The 25,923-nt window shown below is 62.5% G+C and carries 24 protein-coding genes and 1 pseudogene; 14 read left to right on the top strand and 11 right to left on the bottom strand.

The features are described from left to right. Nucleotides 1–9: 9 nt before the first annotated feature. From N7E70_RS29255 to N7E70_RS29225, 7 genes are all read left to right on the top strand, one after another. Nucleotides 10–870 carry an ABC transporter substrate-binding protein gene (locus tag N7E70_RS29255; protein WP_067967783.1) on the top strand — a complete coding sequence of 287 codons (861 nt, stop codon included), beginning with the start codon at nt 10–12 and terminating at the stop codon, nt 868–870. Next, on the top strand, nt 867–1,868 hold the full coding sequence (locus N7E70_RS29250) for a FecCD family ABC transporter permease (RefSeq protein ID WP_263005253.1): 1,002 nt from the start codon (nt 867–869) through the stop codon (nt 1,866–1,868). Before N7E70_RS29255 ends, N7E70_RS29250 begins: the two co-directional genes overlap by 4 nt. Further along, a complete protein-coding gene (locus N7E70_RS29245; RefSeq protein WP_183195027.1) occupies nt 1,865–2,659 on the top strand; it encodes an ABC transporter ATP-binding protein in 795 nt (264 codons plus the stop codon). The genes N7E70_RS29250 and N7E70_RS29245 overlap by 4 nt, the downstream gene beginning before the upstream one ends. Further along, the gene (locus N7E70_RS29240; RefSeq protein ID WP_263005252.1) at nt 2,656–3,693 is read left to right on the top strand and encodes a DUF6925 family protein; all 1,038 of its coding nucleotides are present in this window, start codon (nt 2,656–2,658) and stop codon (nt 3,691–3,693) included. The genes N7E70_RS29245 and N7E70_RS29240 overlap by 4 nt, the downstream gene beginning before the upstream one ends. Nucleotides 3,694–3,988: 295 nt before the next feature. Next, the gene (locus N7E70_RS29235) at nt 3,989–4,231 is read left to right on the top strand and encodes a hypothetical protein (protein WP_263005251.1); all 243 of its coding nucleotides are present in this window, start codon (nt 3,989–3,991) and stop codon (nt 4,229–4,231) included. Further along, nucleotides 4,228–4,572, top strand: coding sequence for a hypothetical protein (locus N7E70_RS29230; RefSeq protein WP_263005250.1), 345 nt, complete (start codon nt 4,228–4,230; stop codon nt 4,570–4,572). Before N7E70_RS29235 ends, N7E70_RS29230 begins: the two co-directional genes overlap by 4 nt. 57 nt (nt 4,573–4,629) lie before the next feature. Further along, complete coding sequence (locus N7E70_RS29225) at nt 4,630–4,941, top strand: hypothetical protein (RefSeq protein ID WP_182574347.1); 312 nt, start codon at nt 4,630–4,632, stop codon at nt 4,939–4,941. Nucleotides 4,942–4,977: 36 nt separating this feature from the next. On the opposite strand, the gene N7E70_RS29220 is transcribed toward N7E70_RS29225, so the two are convergent. Next, nucleotides 4,978–5,820: a LysR family transcriptional regulator gene (locus tag N7E70_RS29220; RefSeq protein WP_263005249.1), complete on the bottom strand. Its 843-nt coding sequence runs from the start codon at nt 5,818–5,820 to the stop codon at nt 4,978–4,980. Nucleotides 5,821–5,942: 122 nt separating this feature from the next. Between N7E70_RS29220 and N7E70_RS29215 the strand changes: the two genes are divergently transcribed. Then, entirely contained in the window at nt 5,943–6,605 is a 663-nt protein-coding gene (locus tag N7E70_RS29215) for a 5-formyltetrahydrofolate cyclo-ligase (protein ID WP_246340756.1), read from the top strand. Nucleotides 6,606–6,751: 146 nt separating this feature from the next. Further along, nucleotides 6,752–7,159: a group II truncated hemoglobin gene (locus N7E70_RS29210; protein ID WP_263005248.1), complete on the top strand. Its 408-nt coding sequence runs from the start codon at nt 6,752–6,754 to the stop codon at nt 7,157–7,159. Between the two features lie 55 nt (nt 7,160–7,214). On the opposite strand, the gene ftsZ is transcribed toward N7E70_RS29210, so the two are convergent. Continuing rightward, nucleotides 7,215–8,249: a cell division protein FtsZ gene (ftsZ, locus tag N7E70_RS29205; protein ID WP_182574349.1), complete on the bottom strand. Its 1,035-nt coding sequence runs from the start codon at nt 8,247–8,249 to the stop codon at nt 7,215–7,217. 592 nt (nt 8,250–8,841) lie between these two features. On the opposite strand from ftsZ, the gene N7E70_RS29200 reads away from it, so the two are divergent. Beyond that, complete coding sequence (locus N7E70_RS29200) at nt 8,842–10,326, top strand: HAL/PAL/TAL family ammonia-lyase (protein WP_263005247.1); 1,485 nt, start codon at nt 8,842–8,844, stop codon at nt 10,324–10,326. A gap of 365 nt (nt 10,327–10,691) precedes the next feature. Continuing rightward, nucleotides 10,692–12,080, top strand: a complete 1,389-nt coding sequence (locus tag N7E70_RS29195) for an aminotransferase-like domain-containing protein (protein WP_263005246.1) — start codon at nt 10,692–10,694, stop codon at nt 12,078–12,080. A gap of 2 nt (nt 12,081–12,082) precedes the next feature. On the opposite strand, the gene N7E70_RS29190 is transcribed toward N7E70_RS29195, so the two are convergent. From N7E70_RS29190 to N7E70_RS29175, 4 genes are read right to left on the bottom strand one after another with little or no spacing between them, the layout of a single operon-like run. After that, nucleotides 12,083–12,997, bottom strand: coding sequence for a hypothetical protein (locus N7E70_RS29190; protein ID WP_263005245.1), 915 nt, complete (start codon nt 12,995–12,997; stop codon nt 12,083–12,085). Between the two features lie 16 nt (nt 12,998–13,013). Beyond that, complete coding sequence (locus N7E70_RS29185; protein ID WP_083948827.1) at nt 13,014–13,157, bottom strand: DUF2474 domain-containing protein; 144 nt, start codon at nt 13,155–13,157, stop codon at nt 13,014–13,016. Next, nucleotides 13,157–14,164, bottom strand: coding sequence for a cytochrome d ubiquinol oxidase subunit II (gene cydB, locus N7E70_RS29180; protein ID WP_263005244.1), 1,008 nt, complete (start codon nt 14,162–14,164; stop codon nt 13,157–13,159). The genes N7E70_RS29185 and cydB overlap by 1 nt, the downstream gene beginning before the upstream one ends. A gap of 4 nt (nt 14,165–14,168) precedes the next feature. Further along, nucleotides 14,169–15,599, bottom strand: coding sequence for a cytochrome ubiquinol oxidase subunit I (locus N7E70_RS29175; RefSeq protein ID WP_263005243.1), 1,431 nt, complete (start codon nt 15,597–15,599; stop codon nt 14,169–14,171). Between the two features lie 361 nt (nt 15,600–15,960). On the opposite strand from N7E70_RS29175, the gene N7E70_RS29170 reads away from it, so the two are divergent. After that, nucleotides 15,961–16,407, top strand: a complete 447-nt coding sequence (locus N7E70_RS29170) for a DUF983 domain-containing protein (RefSeq protein ID WP_067968489.1) — start codon at nt 15,961–15,963, stop codon at nt 16,405–16,407. Between the two features lie 122 nt (nt 16,408–16,529). Here N7E70_RS29170 and N7E70_RS29165 read toward each other — a convergent pair whose 3' ends face one another. Then, complete coding sequence (locus tag N7E70_RS29165; RefSeq protein ID WP_067967820.1) at nt 16,530–16,766, bottom strand: DUF1344 domain-containing protein; 237 nt, start codon at nt 16,764–16,766, stop codon at nt 16,530–16,532. Between the two features lie 109 nt (nt 16,767–16,875). Beyond that, complete coding sequence (locus N7E70_RS29160) at nt 16,876–17,124, bottom strand: hypothetical protein (RefSeq protein ID WP_263005242.1); 249 nt, start codon at nt 17,122–17,124, stop codon at nt 16,876–16,878. 159 nt (nt 17,125–17,283) lie between these two features. Here N7E70_RS29160 and N7E70_RS29155 point away from each other — a divergent pair, with 159 nt between their 5' ends. Continuing rightward, a complete protein-coding gene (locus N7E70_RS29155) occupies nt 17,284–21,045 on the top strand; it encodes an FkbM family methyltransferase (RefSeq protein WP_263005241.1) in 3,762 nt (1,253 codons plus the stop codon). Here N7E70_RS29155 and N7E70_RS29150 read toward each other — a convergent pair. The 3 genes and pseudogenes from N7E70_RS29150 to N7E70_RS29140 form a co-directional block, all read right to left on the bottom strand. Further along, on the bottom strand, nt 20,951–21,901 hold the full coding sequence (locus N7E70_RS29150; protein ID WP_263005240.1) for an alpha/beta fold hydrolase: 951 nt from the start codon (nt 21,899–21,901) through the stop codon (nt 20,951–20,953). The two genes, N7E70_RS29155 and N7E70_RS29150, sit on opposite strands and share 95 nt — an antisense overlap. Nucleotides 21,902–21,932: 31 nt before the next feature. Continuing rightward, nucleotides 21,933–22,061: pseudogene (locus N7E70_RS30990) on the bottom strand (DUF1127 domain-containing protein); the annotation flags it as partial. A gap of 173 nt (nt 22,062–22,234) precedes the next feature. Then, nucleotides 22,235–22,600 (bottom strand): hypothetical protein, encoded by a 366-nt coding sequence (locus N7E70_RS29140; protein WP_263005239.1) that lies wholly within the window; start codon nt 22,598–22,600, stop codon nt 22,235–22,237. A 257-nt stretch (nt 22,601–22,857) separates the two neighbouring features. On the opposite strand from N7E70_RS29140, the gene N7E70_RS29135 reads away from it, so the two are divergent. Further along, on the top strand, nt 22,858–25,908 hold the full coding sequence (locus N7E70_RS29135; RefSeq protein WP_269441474.1) for an ATP-binding protein: 3,051 nt from the start codon (nt 22,858–22,860) through the stop codon (nt 25,906–25,908). Nucleotides 25,909–25,923: the final 15 nt, after the last annotated feature.

Below are 25,923 nucleotides of genomic sequence, written 5' to 3'. Positions count from 1 at the left end.
CGAGGTAACATGCCCACCAATCGTCTCAGCTGTGCTCGGTTTCGAGCGTGGCTGTCCGCTCTCGCGGGGCTGGCCGCGTTGTCATCAGCGCCGGCAGCCGCCGTGCCGCCGAAGCGCGTCGTGTCGATGAATGTCTGCACCGACCAGCTGGCGATGCTTCTGGCGGCCGAGGGGCAGCTGCATTCAGTGTCTTATCTGGCAAGCGATCCCAACACGTCGGTGCTGGCCGATCGGACCAACGGCTTTGCCGTCAATCATGGCCTTGCCGAGGAAGTGTTTCTGATGCAGCCTGACCTGGTACTCGCCGGAGCCTACACGACACGGACGACGGTTGAGTTGCTGAGGCGCCTCGGCATCCGGGTCGAGGAATTCGCGCCGGACAGCTCCATTGCCGACATCAGGGCCAACATCCTGCGCATGGGAGAGGTCCTGGAGCGGCGCGAAGAAGCGGCAAAACTTGTCGCCGCGCTTGATCGTGGCGTCGCCGAATTGGGCAGGGAAAGCGCCTCGGGCAAGACCGTCGCGACCTACTACGCCAACAGCTACACCTCGGGCACCGGAACGCTCGTCGACGAGATCGTCAAGCTTTCCGGACTGGTCAATATTGCAGACAAGCTCGGGCTCAGCGGCACGGCGCGGTTGCCGCTGGAGATGCTAGTGCTGGCCAAACCAGATTTGGTCGTCGGTGGCGGCGAAGACTATGGCGCCCCGGCACTCGCCCAGGAAAACTTCGTCCACCCGGCCTATCGGGCGGTCTCCGGGCAGGGCAGGGCGGTGGCGGTGCCGTCGCGATACACCATTTGCGGCGCGCCGTTTACACTTGAAGCCGCCCGCCTGCTGCGCGATGCCGCCGAGGGGGACGCCAAGTGAGCGACATCTCCCGTTACAGGCTCGTGCTTGCCGTTCTTGCCATCCTGGCCACCATTCTGTTCCTGCTTTCGCTCACCGTCGGTCCGGCGGGCCTCGGCTTCGGCGACAGCATCGCTGCATTGTTTTCCGACAAGGCCGGCGCCATCGAGCTGATCATGCGTGAGATCCGCCTGCCGCGCGCGCTGCTCGGCCTGATGGTCGGTGCTACACTCGGGCTTTCCGGCGCGGCACTTCAAGGCTATCTGCGCAATCCGCTGGCCGAGCCCGGCCTGATCGGCGTCAGCGCTTCAGCTTCGCTGGGCGCGGTGATCGCCATCTATTCCGGCCTGACGATTGTCTTCCCGCTTGCCTTGCCGCTGTCGGCATTGGCTGCCGCCGTGCTCGCCGTCGTCGTGGTCCAGGCACTTGCCGGCCTGCGCGGCAGCACCTTGACCATCATCTTAGCAGGTGTCGCCGTGTCGAGCTTTGCCGGCGCGATGACTTCGCTGGCGCTCAACCTGTCGCCCAATCCGTTCGCCGCGCTCGAGATCATGTTCTGGACGCTCGGCTCGCTGACCGACAGGTCGATGACCCATGTCTGGCTCGCCTTGCCGTTCATGCTGGTCGGCTGGGCGATGCTGGCGGCGCTCGGCCGGGCGCTCGACGCGTTGACGCTTGGCAACGAGACGGCGGCGAGCATGGGCATCGACATGCGCCGCGTGCAGTTGCTGGCCGTGTTCGGCACGGCGGCCTCCGTCGGTGCCGCAACGGCGGTGTCGGGTGCCATAGGGTTCGTCGGCCTCGTCATCCCGCACATGCTGAGGCCGCTTGTCGGCGCGCGCCCGTCGCGGCTGCTGCCGGCGAGCGCCCTGGGCGGTGCCTGCATGCTGCTTGCCGCCGACATCCTTGTCCGGCTCGTCGCGCCCGGCCGCGACCTCAAGCTCGGCGTTCTGACCGCAATCGTCGGCGCGCCGTTCTTCCTGTGGCTTGTCTATCGCACGAGAAGGAAGCTTGCCTGATGCTGCTCGATGTTCAAGATCTCAGGGCGTCGCTCGGCGGCCGGCCGGTGCTCAAAGGCGTGTCCTTTTCCGTCATGGCGGGTGAGTTTGTCGGCCTTATCGGCCCGAACGGAGCCGGCAAGTCGACCTTGCTGCGCGCATTGCTCGGACTGACACCGGCAGACGGCGCAATCGCGTTGGGTGCGCTCGCCGCCGCTCATGTCTCCGCGAGGGAGCGCGCTCGGCATATGGCCTACGTTGCGCAGGAGCGCGAGATCGCCTGGGCCGTGCCGGTCGAGATGCTGGTCGGCCTCGGTCGCTCGCCCCATCGGCCAAGTTTCGCCTCGCTCGCCCTTGCCGACCGCAACGCCATCGACGCCGCAATGCGCAAGATGGAAGTCGACAGCTTTCGGGACCGCGCTGCGACCGAGCTTTCGGGTGGCGAAAAGGCGCGTGTGCTGATCGCCCGGGCGCTGGCACAAGAGACGCCGCTGCTGCTCGCCGATGAACCGACATCGGGCCTCGACCCATCGCACCAGATCACGCTGATGCGCCTGTTTGCCGATCTCGCGAGCAGCGGACGAAGCGTCGTGGCTTCGCTGCACGACCTCGGGCTCGCCGCCCGCTGGTGCACCCGACTGCTGCTCATCGACGCCGGCAGGATCGTCGCCGACGGCCCGCCTGATGAAGTGCTGACCGCCCAAACCCTGCGCGACGTCTATGGCGTCGAAGCCTTCTTCGGCGAGACAGCGGGCGGGCTGGTTGTCCAGCCGCTCGATCTCGTTGCCGTCGATACCGGAGCACGACCATGAGTTACCTCGAGCAGTTGCTGCGTCACCACCTGACCGACTGGCGCAGCGGATGGAGCATGGGCACGTTTGGCGCCATTGCCGAGTTCCATCAGGATGACGGCGAGGTTGCGGTGATAGACGACACCTACCTGCTGACCCGGGCTACCCGGCGGGGCGGTATTCGTGTCGATCGCGGCACGTTGAGCGAACTGGTGCCTGTCGCCTACGAGACGCTCAGTCCGAAGCGGCATCGCTGGAGCCAGGCGGTGGCGTTGTGCCTTCCTGAAGCCAAGGCGCGGCGCGGCAGCAGGAGCGTGCTGAGTGAGATCGGGCCGGACGATCACGCGATCCGGGGTATCGACCGCACCGGCATCCTGTTCGACATGGGCCTGTCCTTGCCACAATGCGACTTCTGCATCCGCACCAGCGAGCCAAGGCTGCTGGCCGTCTTGCGCGCCAATCTCGGCCGCTCGCTGTTCGAGCATGGCAATGAGGCGATGCCGGCGATCCTTGCCGTCCATCCGCATCGGATCGCCTTGACCAATATCGGCCGTGTCGAGGTCTACCAGAAGATCGGTGGACCCGACACGGGCGGGGTTTCTCCCGAGGGACCGCATACCCATCTGCTGCCGAAGCTTCTGAAGGGAGGCCGCACGCATTCGGCCAACACGCCGATCCCATCTGGCCTGTTGCCAGTCGGCTCGCTGCATCCGGGCAATCCGGTCATCGATCCGCTGGGCAAGGACCGGCCGTTCGACCCGACCCTGCATAGCGAGTTTCAGGAATTGATGAGCCGTTTCGGCACCGCCGAGGCTCGCGCCGGCAAGGCCTATGTCGACGACGCGCTGGAGACGGGCAGGGACCTCGACGCCGGCCAGGCGCCTGCCGGGCGCCATGTCCGGGCTGCGTTGCGTGTCGCGCTGCGACAGAAGGTCCGTCTGGCCGAGTGCCTGGGAGATGAAGCACGCCGCCAAAGGATCACGACCTGGCAAGCCAGCTTCGAGCAATCGGAGCCGGAGGCGGAGGACGACGACGCGCCGGGCCACGCGGCCTAAGGCTTCGGTGCGCAAACTCATGCCCGTCGGCGAAGGCTCCGGCCGTCGCCGACAGAGCAAAATTCGGGGCCAAACTAAACTTGATATTAATAGTCATGTTTTATATGGTCCGGTTGTGCTCGGGACAGGACGGCCGCAACGGCCACCGTCGGCACGATGGGACCAGGTCGTGGCAATAGCTCTTTCGGCGATGAATGTTGGGACGCATCGGATCAGCGGGCTGGGTCAGCGTGCGACCAGCCAAGCTGTCGAACTGACGCGGGCCGAGCTTCATCAATTGGTCTGGTCACGGCCGATGACCGAGATCGCCGTGCAGCTTGGCGTGCGCGACCAGCAGGTGGCGCAGGCCTGCGATCGTCATGACATAGCTCGCCCACAACCTGGGCATTGGCAGAAACTGCAATACGGCAAGGGCGTCGAGATCCGGCCGCTGTCGACCGAATCCTATGCCGCGGAAGAGCCGGTCGTCATCGCTGGTCGCGAGACTTTTCCGCGCATCCGCGACAACGAGCTTGCGCCAGGGGTCAGCAGGTCATGATGCATGTCAACCCCTTCAAGGATGCCGGCGAGGCGCAGGGCGATGGGATGCGCCGATATCGCGAGACGTTCGCCGAGGTCGAAGCGCTGGGCGCCCAGGTTCGCCGGGCAAGGCGTCAGGCTGATCTGAGCCTGAAGCGCGTCAATGCCGTGCCGGAACCCCACAGTGTGGGCAATGCCGTTTTCGCGGTTGAGCTGGAGCGCCACCGCGCCGACCGCGAGACGATGTTCGAGGCGATGCGTAAGCTAGACGCAGCGCGCCGGGCGCTGCGGACAATCGCCTCCGATTTCGTCTTGGATCAGGACAAAACCGTCCCGATGGGTCTGCGCCGTCCTGCCTGAGGAAGGGCCGGACTGTCGCGGGACAACATATCAGATGGAGACTATCGAGTGTCAAAGATGGCCGAGATCGAACGCCGCAGTGAAGAGGCGTCGGCGCATATCCGCGCGACGATCATGAATGAGTTTTGCGACGTCATGCACAAGACAGGCCTGTCTCCGATTGCGGTGATGCGGCTGGCCGCGCAGGCGGTCGGGTCGATCTATCGCGAAGTGGCCGACGTTCATGCCTGCCCCGATGGCTGCCCTTGCGGCTGGCGGCCTCATGAAGTGTCCGACATCGAGGTTCTTGGTGCTGCCCTTGCGGCCGCGTGCCGGCAACATCGGCGCAGTCACGATCTGCGGTTGATGCGGGTCATCGGCAGCGCATGACCCGCGTTGCGGGCGCCCCTGCCTTGGGGCGCTCCTTTACCGGACAGTCTGCCTCAGCCCAGCCAGCGCCTCCTGCACGTCGGCTCGTGCTTCGTTGGCTTCGGGCCAGACGGCGTAGACCGGATAGGTAAATTCGGGCGCGCCTTCGACGGTTTCCAGCTCGCCCGCGGCGATCAGCGGGGCAACCACGCCCTTGCGGAAGTAGCCCGTTCCGCCGGCGCGCAGGATGTAGCTCAGGCCGAGCGGGCCGAGACCGACGACAAGTCCGGGCTCGCCAAACGCCGTCGAGCTGGCATCGTGCTGGGCGGCGAACAGCGGCCCCCAATCGACATAGACATAGGTGTCGGCCTCCGGCCTGCCATTGCCGGGCAAGGTCCTGACCAGCACGAGCTGCTCTTCCTGGAGGATCTCGACCTTGAAGCCGGGCAAAAGCTTCGGCGCATAGAGCACGGCGATGTCGAGCACCCCGTTCCTGAGCTGGTCGAGCAACTGGTCCGGCACGCCGACATGGGCGTGAACGGCAATCTCGGGCCTGGCATTCTTCATCCACACCAGCCAGTCGAGCAGCAGCGGGTTCCACAGGCTGAGCTCGCCTCCGAGCGCGACGACACTTGTCCGCCCGGAGGGGATGGCCAGCTGGTAGCGGGCGCGCTCCCAGATCTGGACGAAGGATTGGGCGAAGCGCTCGAACTCGCGGCCGGCCGGGGTCAGTTGCGCGCCGTTGCGATTGCGAACGAACAGTTGGCGGCCGAGCTCGTCCTCGAGCGTACGGATGCGGGCGCTGACGGTCGTCTGGGTGACATGGAGCCGGTCGGCGGCCCTGAGGAAGCTGCCGCAATGAACGATCTCGAGAAACGTGCGGGCGCGGTCGATATCCATACGCCATTAGTGCAAAAAAATTGCATCAATGCAGCATTTAAATCCGTTTGCCTTTCGGAGTGACGGAGCGCAGCTTTTCCGTGTCGAGATCGATCTCGCCGCCAAGACGGGACACGAAGATGATGTCTGACCAAAAAGGCGCTCCTCCCGAAACGCGCGAATACGCTTCGCCTCCTTGCTTCATGCATGAACTGGAACCGGGCTACCGGACTGATACGGCTCCCATGGATGCGTGGCCTGATGTCGCGCGATGGCGCAAGGCGGAGCGGGCGCGCCTGATTGACGAGCGACTGCTTGCCGATCCCGAGGAACGCAAGGCTCGCTCCGAGCGCATCGCTGCCGAACTCGACCTGGCAATCGGCAAGGTCAGCGGCCGGATCGTCAGTGTCTATTGGCCTTTCCGCGGCGAGCCGGATCTTCGCAACTGGGCTGTCCGGGTGATCGGGCGCGGCGGCCGGATCGCCTTGCCTGTCGTCATCAAGAAGGCTTGGCCGCTGGAGTTCCGTGCCTGGTCGCCGGGCGATCCGCTCGAACGCGGTGTCTGGAACATCCTGGTTCCCGCCAATGGTCCGGCGATCCTGCCCGATGTCGTCATCGCGCCGGTCGTGGGGTTCGACGGGGCAAACTACCGGCTGGGCTATGGCGGCGGCTTTTTCGATCGCACCCTTGCCGCGATGCCCAAGCGACCGCTCGTTGTCGGCGTCGGCTACGCAGGCAGCCGGATCGCCACGATCTATCCGCAGCCGCACGACATTCCGATGGACATCATCGTCACCGACGAATGAGTGATGGGACGAATGAGTGATGGCTAATAAGTCGCAGTATGCCACCCTTGTCGTCAGGGGCTCTGCTGCTAGGCTTTGACAATGCGATGCCGGATGTCCGGACAGTCAGTGCGACACGGATCGCAACTGGGAGGAGGTCGCCTGTCGTGAATGAAACTGTACAGCCAAAGGGGCGTTCGCTCTATCTCGAGCTGGGAGGCGAAGAGGCCGTACGCCGGCTGGTCGAAATCTTCTACGACATCGTCGAGCAGGACGAGGCTGCAGCCGAGCTGCATCTGTTGCATCGCAGGGGGCATGGCGTCGCGCATTCGCGTGAGGAACAGTTCAACTATCTCTCAGGCTTTTTCGGCGGTCCGAGCTATTACGTTCAGAAGCACGGGCATTCGCGGCTGAAGGAAATCCACGCGCATGTGGCGATCGGTCCGGAACTGCGCGATCTCTGGCTGACATGCATGCGCCAGGCGGTGGAGAAAGCCGGCTTGTCCGAGCACCTGCAGGCATTGGTGATGCGCCACTTCACCTTTGCCGCCGAGATGACAAGAAACAGGGACTGAGCCAGCCTATCTGGCCCCCCGGCCGCGTCGGCGGCCGGGGTCCGGCACTTCGGCCTCAGTGGTAGGGCTGCATCGAACCCGGTGCAGGCTCGCCGCGCATGTTGACGACCGGCTCGCCTTGCGAGGTCGGGGCTGCCAGGCCAGTGGCGACCACCGACACCTTGAACTGACCCTGGAGCGAATTGTCGAAGATCGCGCCGACGATGATGTCGGCTTCATCACCTACCTCCTCGCGGATGCGGGTGGCGGCTTCGTCGACCTCGAACAGCGTCATGTCCATGCCGCCCGAGATCGAGATCAGCACGCCCCTGGCGCCCTTGATCGAGTTTTCGTCGATGAGCGGGTTGGCGATCGACGCTTCGGCCGCCTTGCTGGCGCGGTTTTCGCCGCTGCCGACGCCCGTGCCCATCATGGCGCGGCCCATGTCGCGCATCACCGTCTTCACGTCGGCGAAGTCGAGATTGATCAGGCCTTCCTTGACGATCAGGTTGGTGATGCAGCTGACGCCGGAGTAGAGCACTTTGTCGGCGATGCCGAACGCATCCTCGAAGGTCGTCTTGGCGTTGGCGATGCGGAACAGGTTCTGGTTCGGAATGACGATGACCGTGTCGGCGGCCTGGCGCAAAAGCTCGATGCCTTGTTCGGCCATCTGCATGCGCCGCTTGCCTTCGAAGGTGAACGGCTTGGTCACGATGGCAACGGTGAGGATGCCTGCCGCGCGTGCTGCCCGTGCGATCACAGGTGCGGCGCCCGTTCCGGTGCCGCCGCCCATGCCGGCGGTCACGAAGCACATATGCGTGCCGGAGAGCTGATCCATGATTTCATGGATCGATTCCTCGGCTGCCGCCTGACCGACCTCCGGCATGGAGCCGGCACCGAGACCCTCGGTCACCATCGCGCCGAGCTGAACCAGCTTCGAGGCCTTCGACATGGTCAGCGCCTGAGCATCGGTGTTTGCGACGATGAACTCTGTGCCCTCAAGACCTTCGGCAATCATGTTGTTGACGGCGTTGCCGCCACCGCCGCCGACACCGATAACGGTCAGCTTCGGCCTCATTTCCGAGATCTCAGGTTTCTTGGAAGTGTTCATGGTTCCGTTTCCTGCGCAGCGCCCCTGCCCGAATCGGACCGGCTCAGGGAATCAGATTGATCGGGAGGCTGCAAGGAATAGCCTGTCGATTGCGGTTTTTAACCGGCAGATCAGGGCTTTTGCACGTGTAAGTGAGGGAGGCGGGCGCTCGATCTGGCGTCCGACCGCTGCTGGCGCGGCCGGACAGCTTGGGCGTCGTGGTCAGAATGCCTTGAGCCGAGTTGTAGCGCCGGAGTTGGTATGCCCACCCGCTTCCGGGTTGGAGTGGAGGACACCTATCTTCCGCCCAGCCTGTCTGGCAGCCCTTGGTGCAGCATTTTCGACCGGTCCAGGTCGCTTTCGTAGCCTGGTTGTCGGAACCGCTCATTTATCAAAAACGCTAGCGTGGGCAGGCGTCACAATGGCTGCTCATGCGACTGCAGGAATGACCTTCGCTCCAGCGCGCGAACCTCAAGTTGGCGGAGGCGCGTCTGCAGCCTGTTGGCACCGACAGAGGAATACTGGTGCGAGCCGATGCGTTGTCGCGGCTCGTCTCAAATCCAATGCCAGCCATCTGCCATCTGTCACCAATGAGCCATCTCGCGAGCATGCCATGGTAATATCAATCGATACCCCTCCAAATTGGCGCGATATCGCGCGGGTTGCCTCAGGTGAGATGCTGGCTCTTGCCCCAGCCGCCTGGGAACGCGTTGCACATGCCAATCGTATCGTGAAGCGTATCGTTGAGAACGGCGTGCGTGCTTACGGTGTGAACACTGGGGTCGGCGCGCTTTCGAACACGGTGGTCGAACCAGCTTTGCAGGAAAGACTGTCGCGCAACATTATCCTCAGTCATGCTTGCGGGGTAGGCGAACCAGTTCCAGAGCACAGCGTCCGGGCCATTATCGCATCGCAGGTGGCCAACTTTGCACATGGTCACTCTGGCGTGCGCCCTGAGATCGTTCTGCACTTGTTGCGCTTCCTGGAACGTGACTGCATTCCGGAAGTTCCGTCACGAGGGTCAGCGGGATATCTCACGCACAACGCCCACATTGCGCTGGTTCTGATCGGTGAGGGCAGGGCGCAAGTGGCCGGGCGCCGAATGAATGGCCGTGATGCGCTGGCCGCCATTGGAGTTGAGCCATTGGTGCTTGGCGCCAAGGAAGGTCTGAGCCTGGTAAATGGCACCGCCTGCGCAACTGGGCTCCTGTGTGTAGCGCTGGCGCGCGTCGAACGGCTGTTACGCTGGGCTGATGCTGCGGCGGCCCTGACGCTTGAAGCCGCGGGTGGTCAGATGGAGGCCTTTGACGAGCGAGTGCTTGCTATGCGGCCGTCACCCGGCATTGAGGCAGTAGGCGTAACGCTGCGTGCTTTGCTCGAAGGCAGCGGCCTGATAAGCGCGGCACGCGGGCGCCGGACGCAGGACGCACTCAGCCTTCGTGCCGTGCCTCATGTGCACGGTGCAGCGCTTGAAGTGACGGAGCGTTCGGCGCAACTTGTCGATCGCGAACTGGCTTCAGTTACTGATAATCCCGCGGTGTCGGGTACGCTGGAAAACCCGCTGGTCTTTTCGGAGGCTCATGCCGTTGCGCCGGCACTGGGTCAGGCGGCCGACAGCCTGACGATCGCGCTGGCTCAGGTGGCGGGGATGAGCGAACGGCGGATTGATCGTCTGGTCAACCCTCTCGTCAACAATCTGCCAGCATTTCTCGCCAGCGAAGGCGGCTGCAATTCCGGCTTCATGATCGCGCAGTACACTGCGGCCTCGTTGAGCAACGTGAACCGCCGCCTCGCGGCTCCGGCTGCGACCGACGGCGGCGTTACCTCAGGACTGCAGGAAGATTTCCTCGCCCATCCGACCGTTGCCGCCAACAAGCTGCTGGCGGTCATCGACAACGCCGAATATATCCTGGCAATTGAATTGATGGCGGCAGCCCAAGCGCATGACTTCCTGGCTGGCGACGAAACGCGCGCGCCTGGGACGGATGCGATCTATCGATCGGTTCGTGAACGTGTCGCGCATTATGCCGACGATCGCCCACTGTCGTGGGACATTGAAACGGTTCGAGCTTTCATACGAGAGACGGATATACCTTAGCGAACCCACGACTGCGGGACGACCACGCTTGGTTCGCGGTCGACTCCTAATCCGATCGACGAGCCAACCCTTGGAGTGATCGCAAGGCCGGCCAACAACTTGCCTGGTTAGCGTCTCGACAAGTCGCGCAGACGGCCTGTCTTCTCATGGCCGCCCACATGAGTGGGCAGGCCGGAGCCAGCCTAAACAATTGGTTTCAGAATGATCCCATGCGAATTCGGCGTCGTCCACCGGGGCGCGATTGAGCCACAGGTATCTGCGGATCGGACAGTTGGGGGTTCAGCCAACCAGACCCACGCATTGATGGTGGCCTTGGGCATACATTATGCCTATATATGGACAACGATGATGGAACCTGTTGCACCATGACAGTCAACGTCTGGTCGCCCGCGATCTCGAAGGCCGACGGGCCGCTGTATCTGGCGATTGCCGACGCCTTGTCGGTCGACATCGCGTCTGGCCGCTTGCCCGGCGGCTTTCGGCTGCCGCCGCAGCGGACACTTGCCGACCAGCTTGGCATCGATTTCACCACGGTGAGCCGTGCCTATGCCGAGGCGCGCAAGCGCGGGCTGGTCGAAGGTCGGGTCGGGCAGGGCACCTATGTCAGGATGCGTCGTCCGTCCAACTCGCCGTCGACGGTGACCGGTATCGTCGACATGAGCATGAACCTGCCGCCGCGGTTCGACGATCCGGAGCTCGCAGCAAAGATGTGGGACGGCATCGCCGAACTGCAGGCCGGCGACGGGCTCGGCCTGTTGATGCGCTACCAGGAAGCCGGCGGCACGCTGCGCGACCGCGCCGCGGGCGCCATGTGGCTGGCGCCGCGTCTGGGCGATATCGGCCCTGGTCGGTTGATGGTCTGTCCGGGCGCGCAAGGGGCGTTGCTGGCGCTGCTGGGGGCGTTGGCAGCACCGGGCGAAACCATCTGCGCCGAGGCTCTGACCTATCCCGGCCTGCTTGCCGTTGCCGAGCATCTGCGCATCGGCGTCATCGGCGTGGCGATGGATGAGGAAGGGCTGATTCCCGAAGCGTTCGAAGATGTGTGCCGCAAGCGCGCGCCGAAGCTGCTTTACTGCACGCCGACGCTGCACAATCCGACAACAACGACGCTGTCGCAGGTACGGCGCGAGCAGATCGTGGCGATCGCGCGCCAGCACAATGTGCTGATCGTTGAGGACGACGCTTATGGCGCCTTGCCGGTCAATCCGGTGGCCACTTTCGCGGCCCTCGCACCCGAAATCACTTATCACATTGCCGGCCTGGCCAAGTGCCTGGCGCCGGCGCTGCGCGTGGCTTATGTGGTGGTGCCGCTGGAGCGCACGGCAGCCCATCTAGCCGGCGCCATCCGCGCCACCGCCGGCATGGCCTCGCCGCTGACGGCCTCGCTTGCCACGCGCTGGATCGAGACTGGGGTTGCACAATCCGTGCTGGCGGCAATTCGAAGCGAAGCCAGGCAGCGGCAAGCGATCGCGTCGCAACTGCTGCCGTCCAGCCTTGTGCAGGCAAATGCCGAAGGCTTCCACGTCTGGCTGAAGCTTCCATCTGGCTGGAGCCGGAGCGACTTTGCCGCGCGCCTGCGCTCGGCCGGCATCGGCGTCGTCACCAGCGATGCGTTCTCGGTTTCGGGGCCTGCACCCGAGGCAGTGCGCCTTGGTTTGGGTGCGGCGCCCAATCAGGCGTCGCTTGCCGCAAGCCTTGGGACAGTCGCTGACCTGCTCGTGCAGCAGTCGGCGGTGTCGTCGATGGTCGTGTAGCCCTAGGGGATGGCGCTCGGCAGTGGGCCGGCGAAACGCTCGATCCGGTTCATGCCAAGGATTTGATGCAGCGGGGCCTCGTCACTCACCCGGCGAAACATGCCGGGCGACATCCAGCGCGCAAAGCCGTCGACATTGGGCGCGCCGCGACCTGAACGAACATCGTCGATCCATAAGGTGCGTGTTTCGAGCGAGATACGGGTCAGGCCGGTCGAATTCGGCACGCCGGCATGGGCATGAGCGCTGGAAAACGCGATGATCTGACCCGGTGCGATGACCACCGGCGTAGCGTCTGCGACCTCAAGCTCCTCGATCAGATGAGGTATCGCCGCGTCGGCGTCGACAGCGTTGCGACCACCAGCCTTCGACCGCTCCAGCAGCGCGGCAAGGTCGAAGTCGGCGCTGGTGTTCGCGACCGGACGATCCCAGAGCGAGGGGTAGATCGCGAAGGTGCGCCCTTCATCGATGTCGTAGACCGGCGCCCACCAATTGGTCTGGGCATAGAGGTTGGAACCCCAGGTGTCGCGGTGGAAGGCAATGGTGGCGGTGGTGCGGGCACGCGGCACGACGCTCCCCGGATCCTGGTGCGGCTGGAACCTGAGATAGAGGGTATCTCGTGCGAGCCCTTCCGCCTCCAGACCGCAGGCCTCGAAGACATCGCGCCACAGCCGCCTGACCTCCGGCGACCGGGCGAAATCGCGCTGGCGCTGGGCGAAGCTCTCCGTCTGCTCGTGATGCGACAGGTGGCGATGTATTTCCTCCGGTGCGAAGGGCGCGAACGCATCCTCCAGGAAGGTTTGGGTGAAGCTGACGAGGTCGGCCATCGGCACAAGTGCGCCGAAGCGAAGAATGTCGCCGGCATAGATCCGGTCATGAAGCAGGCGCGGGCCGGGCGCCTCGGAGACGTCGCTGTACATCAGATCGTTCCGCAATTCACACGGTAAGGCCGGCGATATTCATCAGCAGGCGGAAGAGGTAGGCTACGGCACCGAGCCCCAGAACGCTGACTGTCCAGATGAGGATCAGCCAGCCGATCCGCTTCGGCCACGATACCGGTGCCTGCGAGGGGGCGGCCATCAGTGATAGCCCTCGCCGGCTTTCACCTTGCCGCGGAACACGTAATAAGACCATGCGGTGTAGCCGAGGATGAAGGGGATGATGAACAGGGCGCCGACCAGTGCAAAGCCCATGCTCTGCGGCGGCGAGGCGGCCTCGCGGATGGTGATGTCAGGTGGGATGATGTTCGGCCACAGGCTGATGCCGAGGCCGCTATAGCCAAGGAACAGCACGAACAGCGCCAGGATGAACGGTCCGGCATGTGGTGCGCCCTGCAGGCTGCGCAGAATTAGCCAGGTGGCGACAAGGACCAGGATCGGCACCGGCGAGAAGAAGACGATGTTCGGGAAGCTGAACCAGCGTTCGGCAATGTCGGGATGGGCGAACGGCGTCCACAGGCTGACGATGCCGATGACGGCCAGCAAGGCAAGCGTTATGGGGCGCGCCAAAGCGACCATGCGGTCATACAGAACGCCTTCGGTCTTGATGATCAGCCATGTGCTGCCCAACAGTGCATAAGCGACAATCAGCCCGAAGCCGGTGAACAGGCTGAAAGGCGTGACCCAGTCGAGCGCGCCGCCGACATAGGTGTTGTTTTCGACCTTGAAGCCGTCGAGGAAGGCACCGAGCGACACGCCCTGGAAGAAGGTGGCGACATAGGAGCCGCCGGCAAAGGCCTTGTCCCAGAATGCCCTGTGATGCTGGTCGGCCTTGAAGCGGAACTCGAAGGCGACCCCGCGCCAGATCAGCCCGAGCAGCATCAGCACCAGCGGCAGATAGAGCGCGCTGAGGATGACGGCATAGGCAAGCGGGAAGGCAGCCATCAGGGCGGCCCCCCCGAGCACCAGCCAGGTCTCGTTGCCGTCCCAAACCGGGGCGACCGTGTTGACCATTGTGTCGCGCTGCTCGCGGTCGCGAACGAAGGGGAACAGGATGCCGATGCCGAGATCGAACCCGTCCATGATGACATACATCATCAGGCCAAAGGCGATGATGACGGCCCAGACAACTGGAAGATCGATGCCCATCGGTTCAGCCTTTCCTGTCGGCGTGAGTCTGCGCGAACATGTCGATCTGTTCGTGGGCGGCAGATAGCGGCCGCGCCGGCCGGCCGCTCATATCGTCGTCGCCCGGATCATGCTCGTCGACTTCGGGGCCCTTGCCGACCAGCTTGAGCATGTAGCTCGTGCCGATGCCGAAGACGATGAAGTAGACCACGACGAAGACAATGAGGGTGGTGCTCATCGCCAGCACCGAATGGTTCGACACTGCGTCCTTGGTGCGCATCACGCCATAGACGATCCATGGCTGGCGGCCGATCTCGGTGGTGTACCAGCCGGCAAGGATGGCGATCACACCGGCCGGGCCCATCAAGGTGGCGAAGCGCAGGAACAGCCTCTTTTCATAGAGTTGCTGGCGCCAGCGCAGCCATAGCCCCCAGGCACCGAGCAGCAACATCAGCATGCCGAGACCGACCATGATCCGGAAGCTCCAGAATACGACGGTCGAGTTCGGACGGTCCTCCTTGGCGTATTCCTTGAGGCCAGGGAACTGGCCGTTCCAGCTGTGGGTCAGGATCAGGCTGCCGAGATTCGGAACCTTGATCGCGTAGAGCGTCTCTTCTTTCTCCATGTCGGGCCAGCCGAACAGGGTCAGCGGCACGGCTTCGCCGGGTTTGTTCTCCCAATGGCCTTCGAGTGCTGCGATCTTGGCGGGCTGGTGTTTCAGCGTGTTGAGGCCGTGCAGGTCGCCGATCAGAATCTGCACCGGCGCCGAAACCAGCACCATCCACATCGCCATCGACATCATGGTGCGGGTGTGGCGGTTGTCGTTGCCGCGCAGCAGATGCCAGGCGCCCGACGCACCAACAAAAAGGGCGGTCGCCAGGTAGGCGGCGACGGTCATGTGCGCCAGGCGGTAGGGGAATGACGGGTTGAAGATGATCTCGAACCAGTTCACCGGGATGACGACGCCGTTGACGATTTCGAAGCCTTGCGGGGTCTGCATCCAGCTGTTGGAGGCGAGAATCCAGGTTGCCGAAATCAGCGTCCCGACCGCAACCATGATGGTGGAGAAGAAGTGCAAACCAGGGCCGACCCGGTTCCAGCCGAATAGCATGACGCCCAGGAAGCCGGCCTCGAGGAAGAAGGCGGTGAGCACTTCGTAGGCGAGCAGCGGCCCGGTCACCGAGCCGGCGAAGGCGGAGAAGTAACTCCAGTTGGTGCCGAACTGGTAGGCCATGACGAGGCCGGAGACGACGCCCATGGCGAAGTTGACGGCGAAGATCTTCGACCAGAAATGGTAGAGATCGCGGTAGACGGTATCGCGCTTCCATAACCACAAGCCTTCCAGCACCGCGAGGTAACTTGCGAGCCCGATGGTGATGGCGGGGAAGATGATGTGGAAGGAGATGGTAAAGCCGAACTGTATGCGGGCCAGTTCGAGTGCGGTTAGGCCGAACATCAAGGACCTCTCTTGCATGTACAATCGGCTTGAGCGCGATTGCTGGTCGAAGCGTAATACTCGTCGATTGTCGTCAGGTATTGCTCACACCTTGCAATAGACGCCCATCTTGATCTGCGCAGCGCGGAAAGTCGACGCACCCCGGGGGACATTTTGCCCCATGTGGCGGACCCGCGCAGGCGTCTTACGGCGCGCTCGTTCTCCATACAATTGGTCCATACATTCATCAATTGTCAGGAATGTATGTGAATTATATGCATATTGCACCTTGCCGGCAAGGCTGAAGCGCCTTATGTGTCGGGGCGTAGGGGCGCGCTGTGGCGTTGCCCGCATGTTTGCGACCCGCAAGAAGGAGACGCGCATGTCTCGGTCCAGATATACGGCAGAGGGGTTTACCCCCACCGACAACCCGATGAAGACGGGTATCAAGGGGCTCTGCCCGCGCTGCCAGATGGGGCACCTGTTCCAGGGCTTCCTGAAGCTTGCGCCGCGTTGCGAGGTCTGTGGGCTCGACTATTCTTTCGCCGATCCCGCCGATGGCCCCGCCTTCTTCGCCATGACCATTGCCGCTGTGCCGGCGCTCGCCTTCGGCGCATGGTTCCAGACGGCCTTCGGCTTGCCGCTATGGGTGCATCTGTTCATCACCTTGCCGCTGACCGTGCTGAGCTGCATGGCACTGTTGCGACCGCTCAAGGGCTGGCTGGTGTGTTCGCAGTTCTTCCACAAAGCCGAGGAAGGCTCTATCGATTTCGATTGGCACGCCAAGGCCAAGGGCCAGCAGCAGAATGGCCAGACGCCGGCCGCCTAATCAGGCGGAGTATTCGGCGCAGCCCTGCCGCTGTGGCGGCCAACAGCAAAAAAGCCATGGGCAGGGGCGGCCCATGGCTTTGCGGCAACATCAAGCTGCCTTTGGCGGTGGGGAGGTGGCGTTCAGCGCAGGACGCTGGTGACCTTGTCTCCTTCATCGTTGAGCCCGATCGAAACCTTCTCGCCGATCTGGATATTAGGAAGGCCGACGTCGCGCGGCACGGTGAAGCTGTGGCCGTTGTCGAGGGTAATGACGCGAGATGCCGGGCTGAACTTCATGACCACGCCGTTGTTCGACGACGCGAGCGCTGCGCCCGACATCAAGGCGAGGGATGCGGCAGCCAGGATGATCTTCTTCATTTGGTAGTTCCTTTCTTGGGAGGTGACGCCAACATCGGCGACGTCCCACTTCTAGCGGCGCCCCGTTTCGAGCGGTTTTCAGAACACAGCGATAAGTGTTTCGTTTGTTTCAGTCGCCGCCGGTAAAGCGAAACAAAACGCTGCTTGCCGGCTGGAAAGGGCAGGCGTGTTCTGCTTGAACAGCGATCGTGCCATCGCAGCCGTGCAGGCTGGCCAGGCACAGGCGCGGGACGATTGGGCGTAGGTCAATCAGGGAGATGATCGTCGCGATCACTGCAGCCAAGCGTAAGTGCGCCGTCCTGGCTCTGTCGAGCCGATAGCGACGCTTGTCGTGTTGGGCGATCGCCGCCGATGCCATGTCGGGAGCAGCGCCTTTTTACAATGTCTACTTGGCCGGAGCGGATGCGCTGGATATATACTCGTTAGTCGATGTTAGCGGATAGGTTTTCGACTCGCCTTCGGATAGCTGATTGGTCGGAGGTGCGCATGCAAGGGATTTCAAAAGAGTAGCTGCTGAATGAATGCGACCACGGGGACAACAGAGTTCTCCACGCGATATGGGCCTGTGCTCATCAAGACACACGACCGTCCAATTGCAGATTCGTTATCCAAGTATGGCGAATGGGCGCAGATCGAGATCGACTTCCTTGCCCAGTTCATTTCGCCGGGCAGCTTGGTCCTTGATGTTGGCGGCCATGTCGGACTTCACGCTCGTGCATTTGCCAGCCTTAGCAATGATGTGAAGGTCCATTCCTTTGAAGCGCAGCCACAATTGGCGGGCTTGCTGTCGTGCAATGCGGAGAAGTTTGGAGGACGGATCAGTGTTCATCCAAGGGCCATCGGCGAGAGGGCCGGACGTGCATATATCGGGAGGCTGCCTGACGATCGAAACGTGAATGCCGGCGCACAGTCGGTAAGGAGCGTAGCTGGCTCAAATGACATCGCCGTCGAAGTCAGGGCGATCGATGACTATGAGTTCGACCGGGTTGCTTTCATTAAGATGGATATTGAAGGCTATGAGTCCTTTGCCCTGAAAGGCGCCTCCAAGACGATCGATCGCGACAAGCCGGCGATCTTTTGCGAAGTGAACTCCATAGGACATGCTTCCAGCTTATTTGATGTGATGTCCGCGCACGACTACGTCTCGTACTTTGTATCAACGTCTGCCTACAACACGCAAAACCGCAATGGGGATCCGGAGAACATATTCGGCGTTGCACACGAGACTGCGCTGTTGTTTCTGCCGGCAGATCATCAAGCCCCGTCGCAAGGTCGCGCCAGCGTGTGCAAGAGGGTGGATGGCATAGATGAGCTGGTGCCGTACTTTGTTGCTGCTCCGCGCTATGGCGACGATACGGACCATGATCGGAACTGGGTTGCCCTCAATGAAGAACTGGCCGTTGTAAAGCGTGCGCTTGCGGAAGCTCGGGCCGACGCAAATTCTCGGCATGCCGATGATGCTGACCGTGACCGCAAGGACGCTCTGAATGAAGAGCAGGCGGTTGCAAAGCGGGCGCTGACCGAAGCCAAAGCTGCGGCCGCATTCCGTTATTCGGATGATGCGGACCCCGACCGGCCCCTCATTGAACAGCTGGCGGTTGTACAGCGCGCGCTGGCCGAGGCCGAGGCCGCTGCATCCAGGTTTCAGGCCGAAGCTGCTAAACACCGAAGCGAAATCGTGCGGCTCAATGAGGCAGCCAGCCTGTATCGCATTCGCCTTGACCGCCTGTCTGAATATATTTCGGACGGACAGCTGGCCGCACGTCGGCGAAGTGCACTGGGAACCCTGGCGCGCAAGTTCGGACGTTCGGAACTGGCGCAGATCTGTCGAACTCTGGTCAATTCGGGACTGTTTGACCGCAAGTGGTACAAGGACAGCTACCCGGATGTCGGCGCCTCCCGGCATGAGCCGGTGGTCCACTATGTGCTTTTCGGCGCCTATGAAGGGCGCGATCCATGCAAGGGCTTTGATACCTCCTACTACCTTGAAAACAATGCGGACATCCGCAACTGGGGCGGAAACCCGCTGCTGCATTACATCGAGCGTGGCGAGAAGGAGGGCAGGTGGCCGAACGAAAACTTCGATCCCGCATCCTATCTCAATGCCAATCCGAATGCGGACAGGACGAAGATGCTGCTAAGCCAGCATCTTCAGGGCGCCGGTCGCGACGACCATTTCAAGCCGTCATTTCGCCCGGCAGCTCCAGACTGGGGTGATTTCGAGGCGTTGGCCGCTCATATCGCTGCTCCCGTCGCGTCGTCTGCCACGGTTGACGTGATTGTTCCCGTCTATCGCGGCTACGACGACACGCTGGCTTGCATCATGTCGGTGCTGATGAGCACGAACAGGACCGATCTCGAGCTGATCGTTGTCGATGATGCCTCGCCGGAGCCCGAGCTGTCGCGCGCGCTCGATCGGCTTGCCGGGATGGGCCTCATCACGCTGCTGCGAAACCAGAAGAATTTGGGTTTTGTCGCGACAGTGAACCGCGGCATCGCCCTGCACCCCGATCGTGACGTGCTGTTGTTGAACAGCGATACCCTGGTCTTCAACGACTGGCTCGACCGGCTTAAAGATCACGTCACGGGTGGCGAGGTGGCGACTGTGACGCCGTTCACCAACAACGGCACGATCTGTAGCTATCCGAATTTCTGCAAGGACAATCCGGGCGAACTGGATGTTCCGTTTGCCAAGATCGACGAGTATGCGGCTGCGGCAAACCGGGGCACCGCAGTCGAGGTGCCGACGGGTGTCGGCTTCTGCATGTATGTTACGCGCGCAACATTCACGAAGATCGGCGATTTCGACGTCAAGACCTTTGGCCGCGGCTATGGCGAGGAGAATGATTTCTGCGTTCGGGCCGAGGGGCAGAACATGCGCAACTTGCACGCGCTGGATGTCTTTGTCTTCCATTCAGGCGAGACGTCATTCAGCTCGGGGGCTGCACAGGCCAAGAAGGACGGCTACCGCGCGCTGGTCAAGAAGCACCCTCAATACCCCGGCGCTGTCGCGCGTTACCTCTCTGCCGATCCCGCCAAAGCTGCGCGTGCACGGCTGGACATCGCCCGTCTGGTCGAGGGTCGACTTGCTCGTGTCGTGCTTTGCTTTACCCACGGCTGGGGTGGCGGCATCGATCGCTACCTTGCTGACCGTGCGGCTGCCGGCATGTCGAGCGGAGAAGCGCTGCTTTGTGCCGTGCCCGTGCGGGATGGCACGGCGTTCAGAATCACCAATGTCGCATCGCAGGGCGATTTCGCAAATCTCGAACCCTTTGCGGTGGAAGGCAGCCTTTCGACGCTTGCCGAGCAACTCCGGGGCATCGTTTCGCATATCGAGGTCCACAGCACGGTTCGCTGGTCAAGCAAGATCCTCGATCTGGTTCCGGATCTGGCGCGCGAGCTGGGCGTAACCTATGGCGTCATGCTGCATGACTATGTGCCCGTCTGCCCCCAGATAAACCTGATCGACAGCTCGGGGCACTATTGCGGTGAAACAGGATCCGAGCAGTGCAACCGGTGCATCGGCGAAAATCCCAAATCTGCCAACACCATTCACCCCGACTGGCAATCTACTGATATGACGGACATTGATGGCTGGCGGCGGCGATACAGTGATTTTGTCGCGGGCGCAGATGAAGTGGTCGCGCCAAGCCGCGACGTCATTCTGAGAATGGGCCGCTACCATCCCGGTCGCCAAATCGTCCTGCGCCCGCACGCCGAACCGGACAGGCCTTTTGCACGCAGGGTCGCGCTTCCCTACGAGGGCGGGGTGCTGAAAGTCGTGACCATCGGTGCCATCGGTGATCACAAGGGAGCCCGCATTCTGGAAGCCTGCATCGACGATGCTCGAAGCCGCGAGCTTCCTATCGCGTTTTCGATCGTCGGTTTCACGAGTAGCCCCAAGCTTAATGGCTCCTCGGAGATCCAGATTACGGGCGGCTACAAAGAGGATGAGGTATTCAACGCGCTAGACGATGTGAAGGCGCATGTCGCCCTGCTGCCCTCCGTTTGGCCGGAGACCTATTCCTATACGCTGTCCATAGCGCTGGAGGCAGGTTATCCGGTCTGCACGTTCGACATGGGAGCCCCTGCCGAGCGCCTGCGCGCCTTGGGCACGGGATTGCTGCTGCCGCTGGAGACGATGTCGGACCCGGCGAGTATTAATGACATGCTTCTGGATCAGTTTAATCAGACCAAAAACGGGTCCTGCGAGCGTCGTGACTTGGCCCATTCGGCACCGTCGTACCCGCAGCGATGCCAACATTTTTATGGGTTTTGACCCTAGAACGCCGCGGCTTTAGGACGGAGGGTACGCGGTCGGCGGCTCGCAAATGTGCTGAAATCATCGGATTGACGATGTGGGGGTCGGTCAGCAGCGCCATATGCCCGGCATCGGCAACCATGGCGAGCCGTGCGTCGGGAACGGTTTCGGCCACCATTTCGGTGACACGCAAGCTGGCGACAGGGCTGTCCAGTGCCATTATAGCAAGTGTCGGGCAATCGAGCCGGCGGCAGCGGCTTGCCGGCCAGGCTGCTGCAAGTGCTGCGGCAAGATCCCGAACCACTTGATCCGCATGGCGCACGAGCTCTTGCCGGAGGCTTTCGCTGGTCCGGCGCCAGGCCCCTGCGCCATGCCAGAAGTCGATATAGGCGCGCATGCAGGCTGACGGGCCGGAGGCACGTGCTGTTGTCGCCAGTTTCTCGGCCATGCCGGCAAGCTCGGCGAACAAGGCCAGATCTGACGGAGCCCCGGCGCGCAGCAGATGGAACAGTGCGGGCTCGATCAGCGTCAGGCTTTTGACCAGTTCCGGTCGCATCAGCGCGATCTCCAGCGCCACTGCCGCACCATGCCCATGTCCGACAAGGTGCATCGGCTCCGACATCGCGCCAAGAAGAGCGCCCGCAACAGCGGGGATACCAAGGGCTGTCCATCTGCTGCAGTGACAGGACAGATCAGGCGCGATTAGCCGGTGGCGGCCGCGCAGGTAGTCCGCGGTGCCTTGCCACAGCCCACCCGTATTCGTGGAGCCATGCAACGCGAGTACGGGTGGGGAGAACACAGCCTCGCTGAGCACGGGCCGGCAGACGTCGCCGGGATCGGACTTCCAACTGGCGCTATTCCACATCGTGTTCATGGCCGCGCTTCCGGTCACCGGATGGATCGCTGACAAGCGACTGGATTTCAGAGCGAGCCACGCCGATATCCTTGAGCAGGTAGTCGTCAAGTTCCCCAAGGCTCCACACCGCGCGGCGATGGGCGCGATGCCGCCAGAATGCCCGATGGGCGGCCGCGATCCGCGAAGCCAGCGACGAAACGAGGCCGGCGGCGGGTGATCGGATGGTCAGGGTAGTCATGTTCTGGAACTCCTTTGAGCTGTGCCAAGTCGGCGATACGGATCTAGACCTCTCCTGTTTCGGGCATGTTCCCGGCATCGGGAGAAGTGTTTCGTTTGTTTCAGTGGCGATGTTTAGTCGATCTGCGGGTTGCCGCAGGGCGCATGACGGCTGCCCGGGCGAGCAGGGACGTCAGCCGCCATCGAAGCTGCTGACGAAAGCCCGATCGAGCCGCGTCCGTTGTCGCCCGTTGCTGACAGTGGCAGGCCGCTGAACAGGCGGCGCGACGTGAGCCGCCCTGGTGTCGCGCCCAGCGATACGCGTGAATAGACGTCGGTTCGCTGCTTCTTCACGATCTGCGGGGACGTTGCGTTAGCAGGGTCGTGCAGTGACGACATCATCCCGGCGGGTGGGAATTGAAAGCTGGAAGCGATGTCGAAAGCATGCGCCATGCCGAAGGTCGGCAGAACAGCGCAAAAGGCTAGAATGGTCGATCGCATCTCATGTCTCCTTGGGGGACGTTCGCGTTCTCGACCTTGCCGGGCGCCTCGCCTGCGGATGGGCCGCCTATCAACATCCCGCGGGTTTTTGATAGACTGGATGCTTCCGCATGCCGGAGCCGACCCAACGAAGTCGACATGGCGGAAGTTAGCTCAGGCCTGTTTCGACGCTTTTTCTGAGTCTAGGAAAAAGGTTTCGTTTGTTCGCGCGATTGCGCGAAAATGGCTCTCATGCCGAAATAATTGAAACAAAGTGAGTGAGTTTCGACCTCATACCGAAACAGAGGGCTTGTAATCATCCGCCGCGCTCACGCCGCCGTGATGTGGCCGCGCTCAGGATTGAGGAGACGATCATGCGAGCTGGCGATCCGGCGGTGAATGTTCGGACGGGCTACGCGCTTTTCGACAGCGACGACATGCTTGTCGACGCCAATGCCGAGATTTTCGGCGGCATTGCCCAGCCGCGCGGTGAGCAGCCGCCGATGGATGTCCTCGCAGCGGTCGCCCGGGTTCTTCGTCAGTTTGCCAGCTTCGATGGTCTTGTTGTGGAACAGACCGATGACTTCGTTCGGCGCGCCGCGTTGCGCTGGCGGCAGCCGAACGTGCCGCCGATCGAGGCGCAAACCTTCGACGGCGCCTGGAAACTGCTGACGAGCCACCCCCGCCTTGGCACCGGCATCGCGCTGATCAGCACCGACATCACCGAAATGAAGCTGGCCCAGATCGCACATCTCAACAGCGCCGAGATCTTCCGTTGTATCACCGACAGCCATCCGCTGCCGGTCTGGGTCGTCGACGAAGAAAGCAAACAGATCCTTTATGAGAGCCTCGACGGGTCGCACCTGCTTGGCCGCAAATGGCAGCCGCAACAGCAACAGCGCCTCACCGACCATTTTGTGAACCCGGACGAATTCGATCAGGCCTGTCGCCATGTCCACGGCAACGACATCTTGCGCGATTGCGAGATTGAGATGCAGCGTGAAGATGGCTCAAATGTCTGGTGCTCGACGAACTGGCGGCGGAGCGTCTTTCGTTCGCGCCCGTCGCTGGTCATCGGCGTGCTCGACATCACCGAGCGCAAGAAAGCCGAAGCAGCGGTACGCGAGGCGACATCGCTGATGCAACGGGTGCTGGACGCTTGCCCGTCGCCGACACGCATGTCGACGATCGAAGGCGAGACGCTCTATGCCAATCCCGCCAGCCGGGAACTCTACGGCGATCGCCCTCACATCGCTGACTATTATGTCAACCCGGCCGACCGGGAAATTCTGGTCAGCACCCTGCTGGACAAGGGCAGCATCGACGACTTCCGTGTGCGGCAATACTGTTCCGACGACACCATTTTCTGGGGCTCGCTTTCGGCGCGGCTGATCGACTTCCAGGGCAAGAAGGTGATCGTTTCCAACGCCACGAACATCAACGCCATGATCATGGCGCAGCAACAGACGCGCCAGGCAAACAACCGCCTGACCGACGCGATCGAGTCGCTGGCCGAAGGGTTCGCGCTTTACGACAAGGACGATTGCCTTGTTTTGGCCAACAGCCAGTATCGGAAGATGCATGCCATCTGCGCCGACGTGCTGGTCCCCGGGGTGAACTGGTTCGACTTCCTGCGCGTCACTGCCGAACGCAGCCAGTTCCGTGTTCCCGGCGACAAGATCGACGAGTGGTTGGCCGAGCGGGCGAGGGATCGGCGCGAGTATCGCCAGCAGGAATTCCAGCATGCAGACGGCGGCTGGTTTTTCGTTTCGAACAGCCCGACACGAGAGGGCGGCTTCGTCGTCACCCGCCTCGACATAACCGAGCGCAAGCGAGCTGAACTGGCGGCCAAGGAAGCAGACGACCTCGTGCGCAGGGTCCTCGAGGCCAGCCCCGTCAGCATCCAGATGACGCGCGCCCACGACGGCAAGCAGCTCTACAGCAGCCCGGCGACGACGAGGTTGCTGGGCGATGTCGTTGGCGCGCTCGATCACTTCGCCAGTCAGGCGCATCGCGACGAATATGTCGAACGCCTGCTGCGTGATGGCGCTGTCGATGAATTCGAAACACAGCTCAAGCGCAGCGACGGCCAGACATTCTGGTGCTCGATCTCGTCGCGACTGATCGATTTCCATGGCGAGCAGGTCATCGTCTCCCATACGCACGACCTGAGCGACCGCATCGAGTTGCAGAAGCAGGTCGAGCACCAGCGCGAGAAGCTGCACCAGAACGAGAAGCTGTCGGCTCTCGGCGGCTTACTGGCTGGTGTTGCCCATGAGCTGAACAATCCGCTGTCGGTGGTGCTCGGCATGTCGCTGACGCTGAAGGAAACATCGGTCGACGCTAAGACGGTCGAGCGAGCCGACAAGATCAGCAAGGCAGCGGAACGCTGCGCCCGTATCGTCAAGACCTTCCTGGCAATGGCCAGGCAGCAGCCGACGCGCGCCACGAATGTGTCGATAGACGAGGTTGTTTCGGCAGCTCTCGAAGTGGTCAACTATTCGATCCGGTCTTCCGACATCCAGCTCATGTTCGATCTCGAGCCGGATCTGCCGGCGATCTGGGGTGACCCCGATCAGCTCAGCCAGGTGCTGATCAACCTGCTGGTCAATGCCGAGCACGCGCTTCACCACTGGGAGGGGCCAAGGAAGATACTGGTCTCGACGGGGCGGCATCCGGAATGCGGCAACATCACCATTAGTGTCACCGATACTGGCCCCGGGATTGCGGAAGAAATCCTGCCGCGCATCTTCGAGCCGTTCTTCACCACCAAGGAGGTGGGCGCCGGCACGGGCATCGGCCTGTCCTTCTGCCATCGTATCATCCAGGCCCATCAGGGAACGATCGAGGTCGAGACCATGCCTGGCGGCGGCTCGACCTTTGTCGTCTCGCTGCCGGCTTCCGACCGGTTCGTCGAAACATCAGGACCTTCAGACGACGAGCCGGAGAACTCGGCAGGGCTTTCATGCCTGGTGGTGGACGACGAGCGGGAGGTTGCCGACCTGATCGCCGAGGTCCTGATGCGCGACGGCTTCACTGTCGTCGTCGCGCGCTCGGGCGAAGAGGCTCTGACACAGCTCAGGAAGCGGACGTTTGCCGTCATCCTGAGCGACCTGAAGATGCCGAGCATGGATGGCCGGCGGCTCTACAACTACATCGCCGACTACCACCCGGCCGAAGTCGACAGGCTCGCCTTCCTGACCGGCGACACGATCAGCCCCGACGCGCAGGTGTTCCTGCGCGCCACCAAGCGGCCCTATCTGGAAAAGCCGGTGAAGCCGATCGAACTGCGCCGATTTGTTTCGGGCCTGGTCGTCAGGCAGGCGTGAATGATGCCGTTTGAT

The organism is Aminobacter sp. NyZ550, from assembly GCF_025628925.2.
Lineage (GTDB): Bacteria > Pseudomonadota > Alphaproteobacteria > Rhizobiales > Rhizobiaceae > Aminobacter > Aminobacter ciceronei.
The sequence above is the reverse complement of the archived record's forward strand: the minus strand, read 5'-3'. Positions and strand labels throughout refer to the sequence as shown.

What these genes read in the sequence shown, in the direction of transcription:
- N7E70_RS29255 (WP_067967783.1), top strand. Translation starts at nt 10, where the DNA reads ATGCCCACCAATCGTCTCAGCTGTGCTCGGTTTCGAGCGTGGCTGTCC.
- N7E70_RS29240 (WP_263005252.1), top strand. Translation starts at nt 2,656, where the DNA reads ATGAGTTACCTCGAGCAGTTGCTGCGTCACCACCTGACCGACTGGCGC.
- N7E70_RS29235 (WP_263005251.1), top strand. Translation starts at nt 3,989, where the DNA reads ATGACCGAGATCGCCGTGCAGCTTGGCGTGCGCGACCAGCAGGTGGCG.
- N7E70_RS29230 (WP_263005250.1), top strand. Translation starts at nt 4,228, where the DNA reads ATGATGCATGTCAACCCCTTCAAGGATGCCGGCGAGGCGCAGGGCGAT.
- N7E70_RS29225 (WP_182574347.1), top strand. Translation starts at nt 4,630, where the DNA reads ATGGCCGAGATCGAACGCCGCAGTGAAGAGGCGTCGGCGCATATCCGC.
- N7E70_RS29220 (WP_263005249.1), bottom strand. Translation starts at nt 5,820, where the DNA reads ATGGATATCGACCGCGCCCGCACGTTTCTCGAGATCGTTCATTGCGGC.
- N7E70_RS29215 (WP_246340756.1), top strand. Translation starts at nt 5,943, where the DNA reads ATGTCTGACCAAAAAGGCGCTCCTCCCGAAACGCGCGAATACGCTTCG.
- ftsZ (WP_182574349.1), bottom strand. Translation starts at nt 8,249, where the DNA reads ATGAACACTTCCAAGAAACCTGAGATCTCGGAAATGAGGCCGAAGCTG.
- N7E70_RS29200 (WP_263005247.1), top strand. Translation starts at nt 8,842, where the DNA reads ATGGTAATATCAATCGATACCCCTCCAAATTGGCGCGATATCGCGCGG.
- N7E70_RS29195 (WP_263005246.1), top strand. Translation starts at nt 10,692, where the DNA reads ATGACAGTCAACGTCTGGTCGCCCGCGATCTCGAAGGCCGACGGGCCG.
- N7E70_RS29190 (WP_263005245.1), bottom strand. Translation starts at nt 12,997, where the DNA reads ATGTACAGCGACGTCTCCGAGGCGCCCGGCCCGCGCCTGCTTCATGAC.
- N7E70_RS29185 (WP_083948827.1), bottom strand. Translation starts at nt 13,157, where the DNA reads ATGGCCGCCCCCTCGCAGGCACCGGTATCGTGGCCGAAGCGGATCGGC.
- cydB (WP_263005244.1), bottom strand. Translation starts at nt 14,164, where the DNA reads ATGGGCATCGATCTTCCAGTTGTCTGGGCCGTCATCATCGCCTTTGGC.
- N7E70_RS29175 (WP_263005243.1), bottom strand. Translation starts at nt 15,599, where the DNA reads ATGTTCGGCCTAACCGCACTCGAACTGGCCCGCATACAGTTCGGCTTT.
- N7E70_RS29170 (WP_067968489.1), top strand. Translation starts at nt 15,961, where the DNA reads ATGTCTCGGTCCAGATATACGGCAGAGGGGTTTACCCCCACCGACAAC.
- N7E70_RS29165 (WP_067967820.1), bottom strand. Translation starts at nt 16,766, where the DNA reads ATGAAGAAGATCATCCTGGCTGCCGCATCCCTCGCCTTGATGTCGGGC.
- N7E70_RS29160 (WP_263005242.1), bottom strand. Translation starts at nt 17,124, where the DNA reads ATGGCATCGGCGGCGATCGCCCAACACGACAAGCGTCGCTATCGGCTC.
- N7E70_RS29155 (WP_263005241.1), top strand. Translation starts at nt 17,284, where the DNA reads ATGAATGCGACCACGGGGACAACAGAGTTCTCCACGCGATATGGGCCT.
- N7E70_RS29150 (WP_263005240.1), bottom strand. Translation starts at nt 21,901, where the DNA reads ATGAACACGATGTGGAATAGCGCCAGTTGGAAGTCCGATCCCGGCGAC.
- N7E70_RS29140 (WP_263005239.1), bottom strand. Translation starts at nt 22,600, where the DNA reads ATGCGATCGACCATTCTAGCCTTTTGCGCTGTTCTGCCGACCTTCGGC.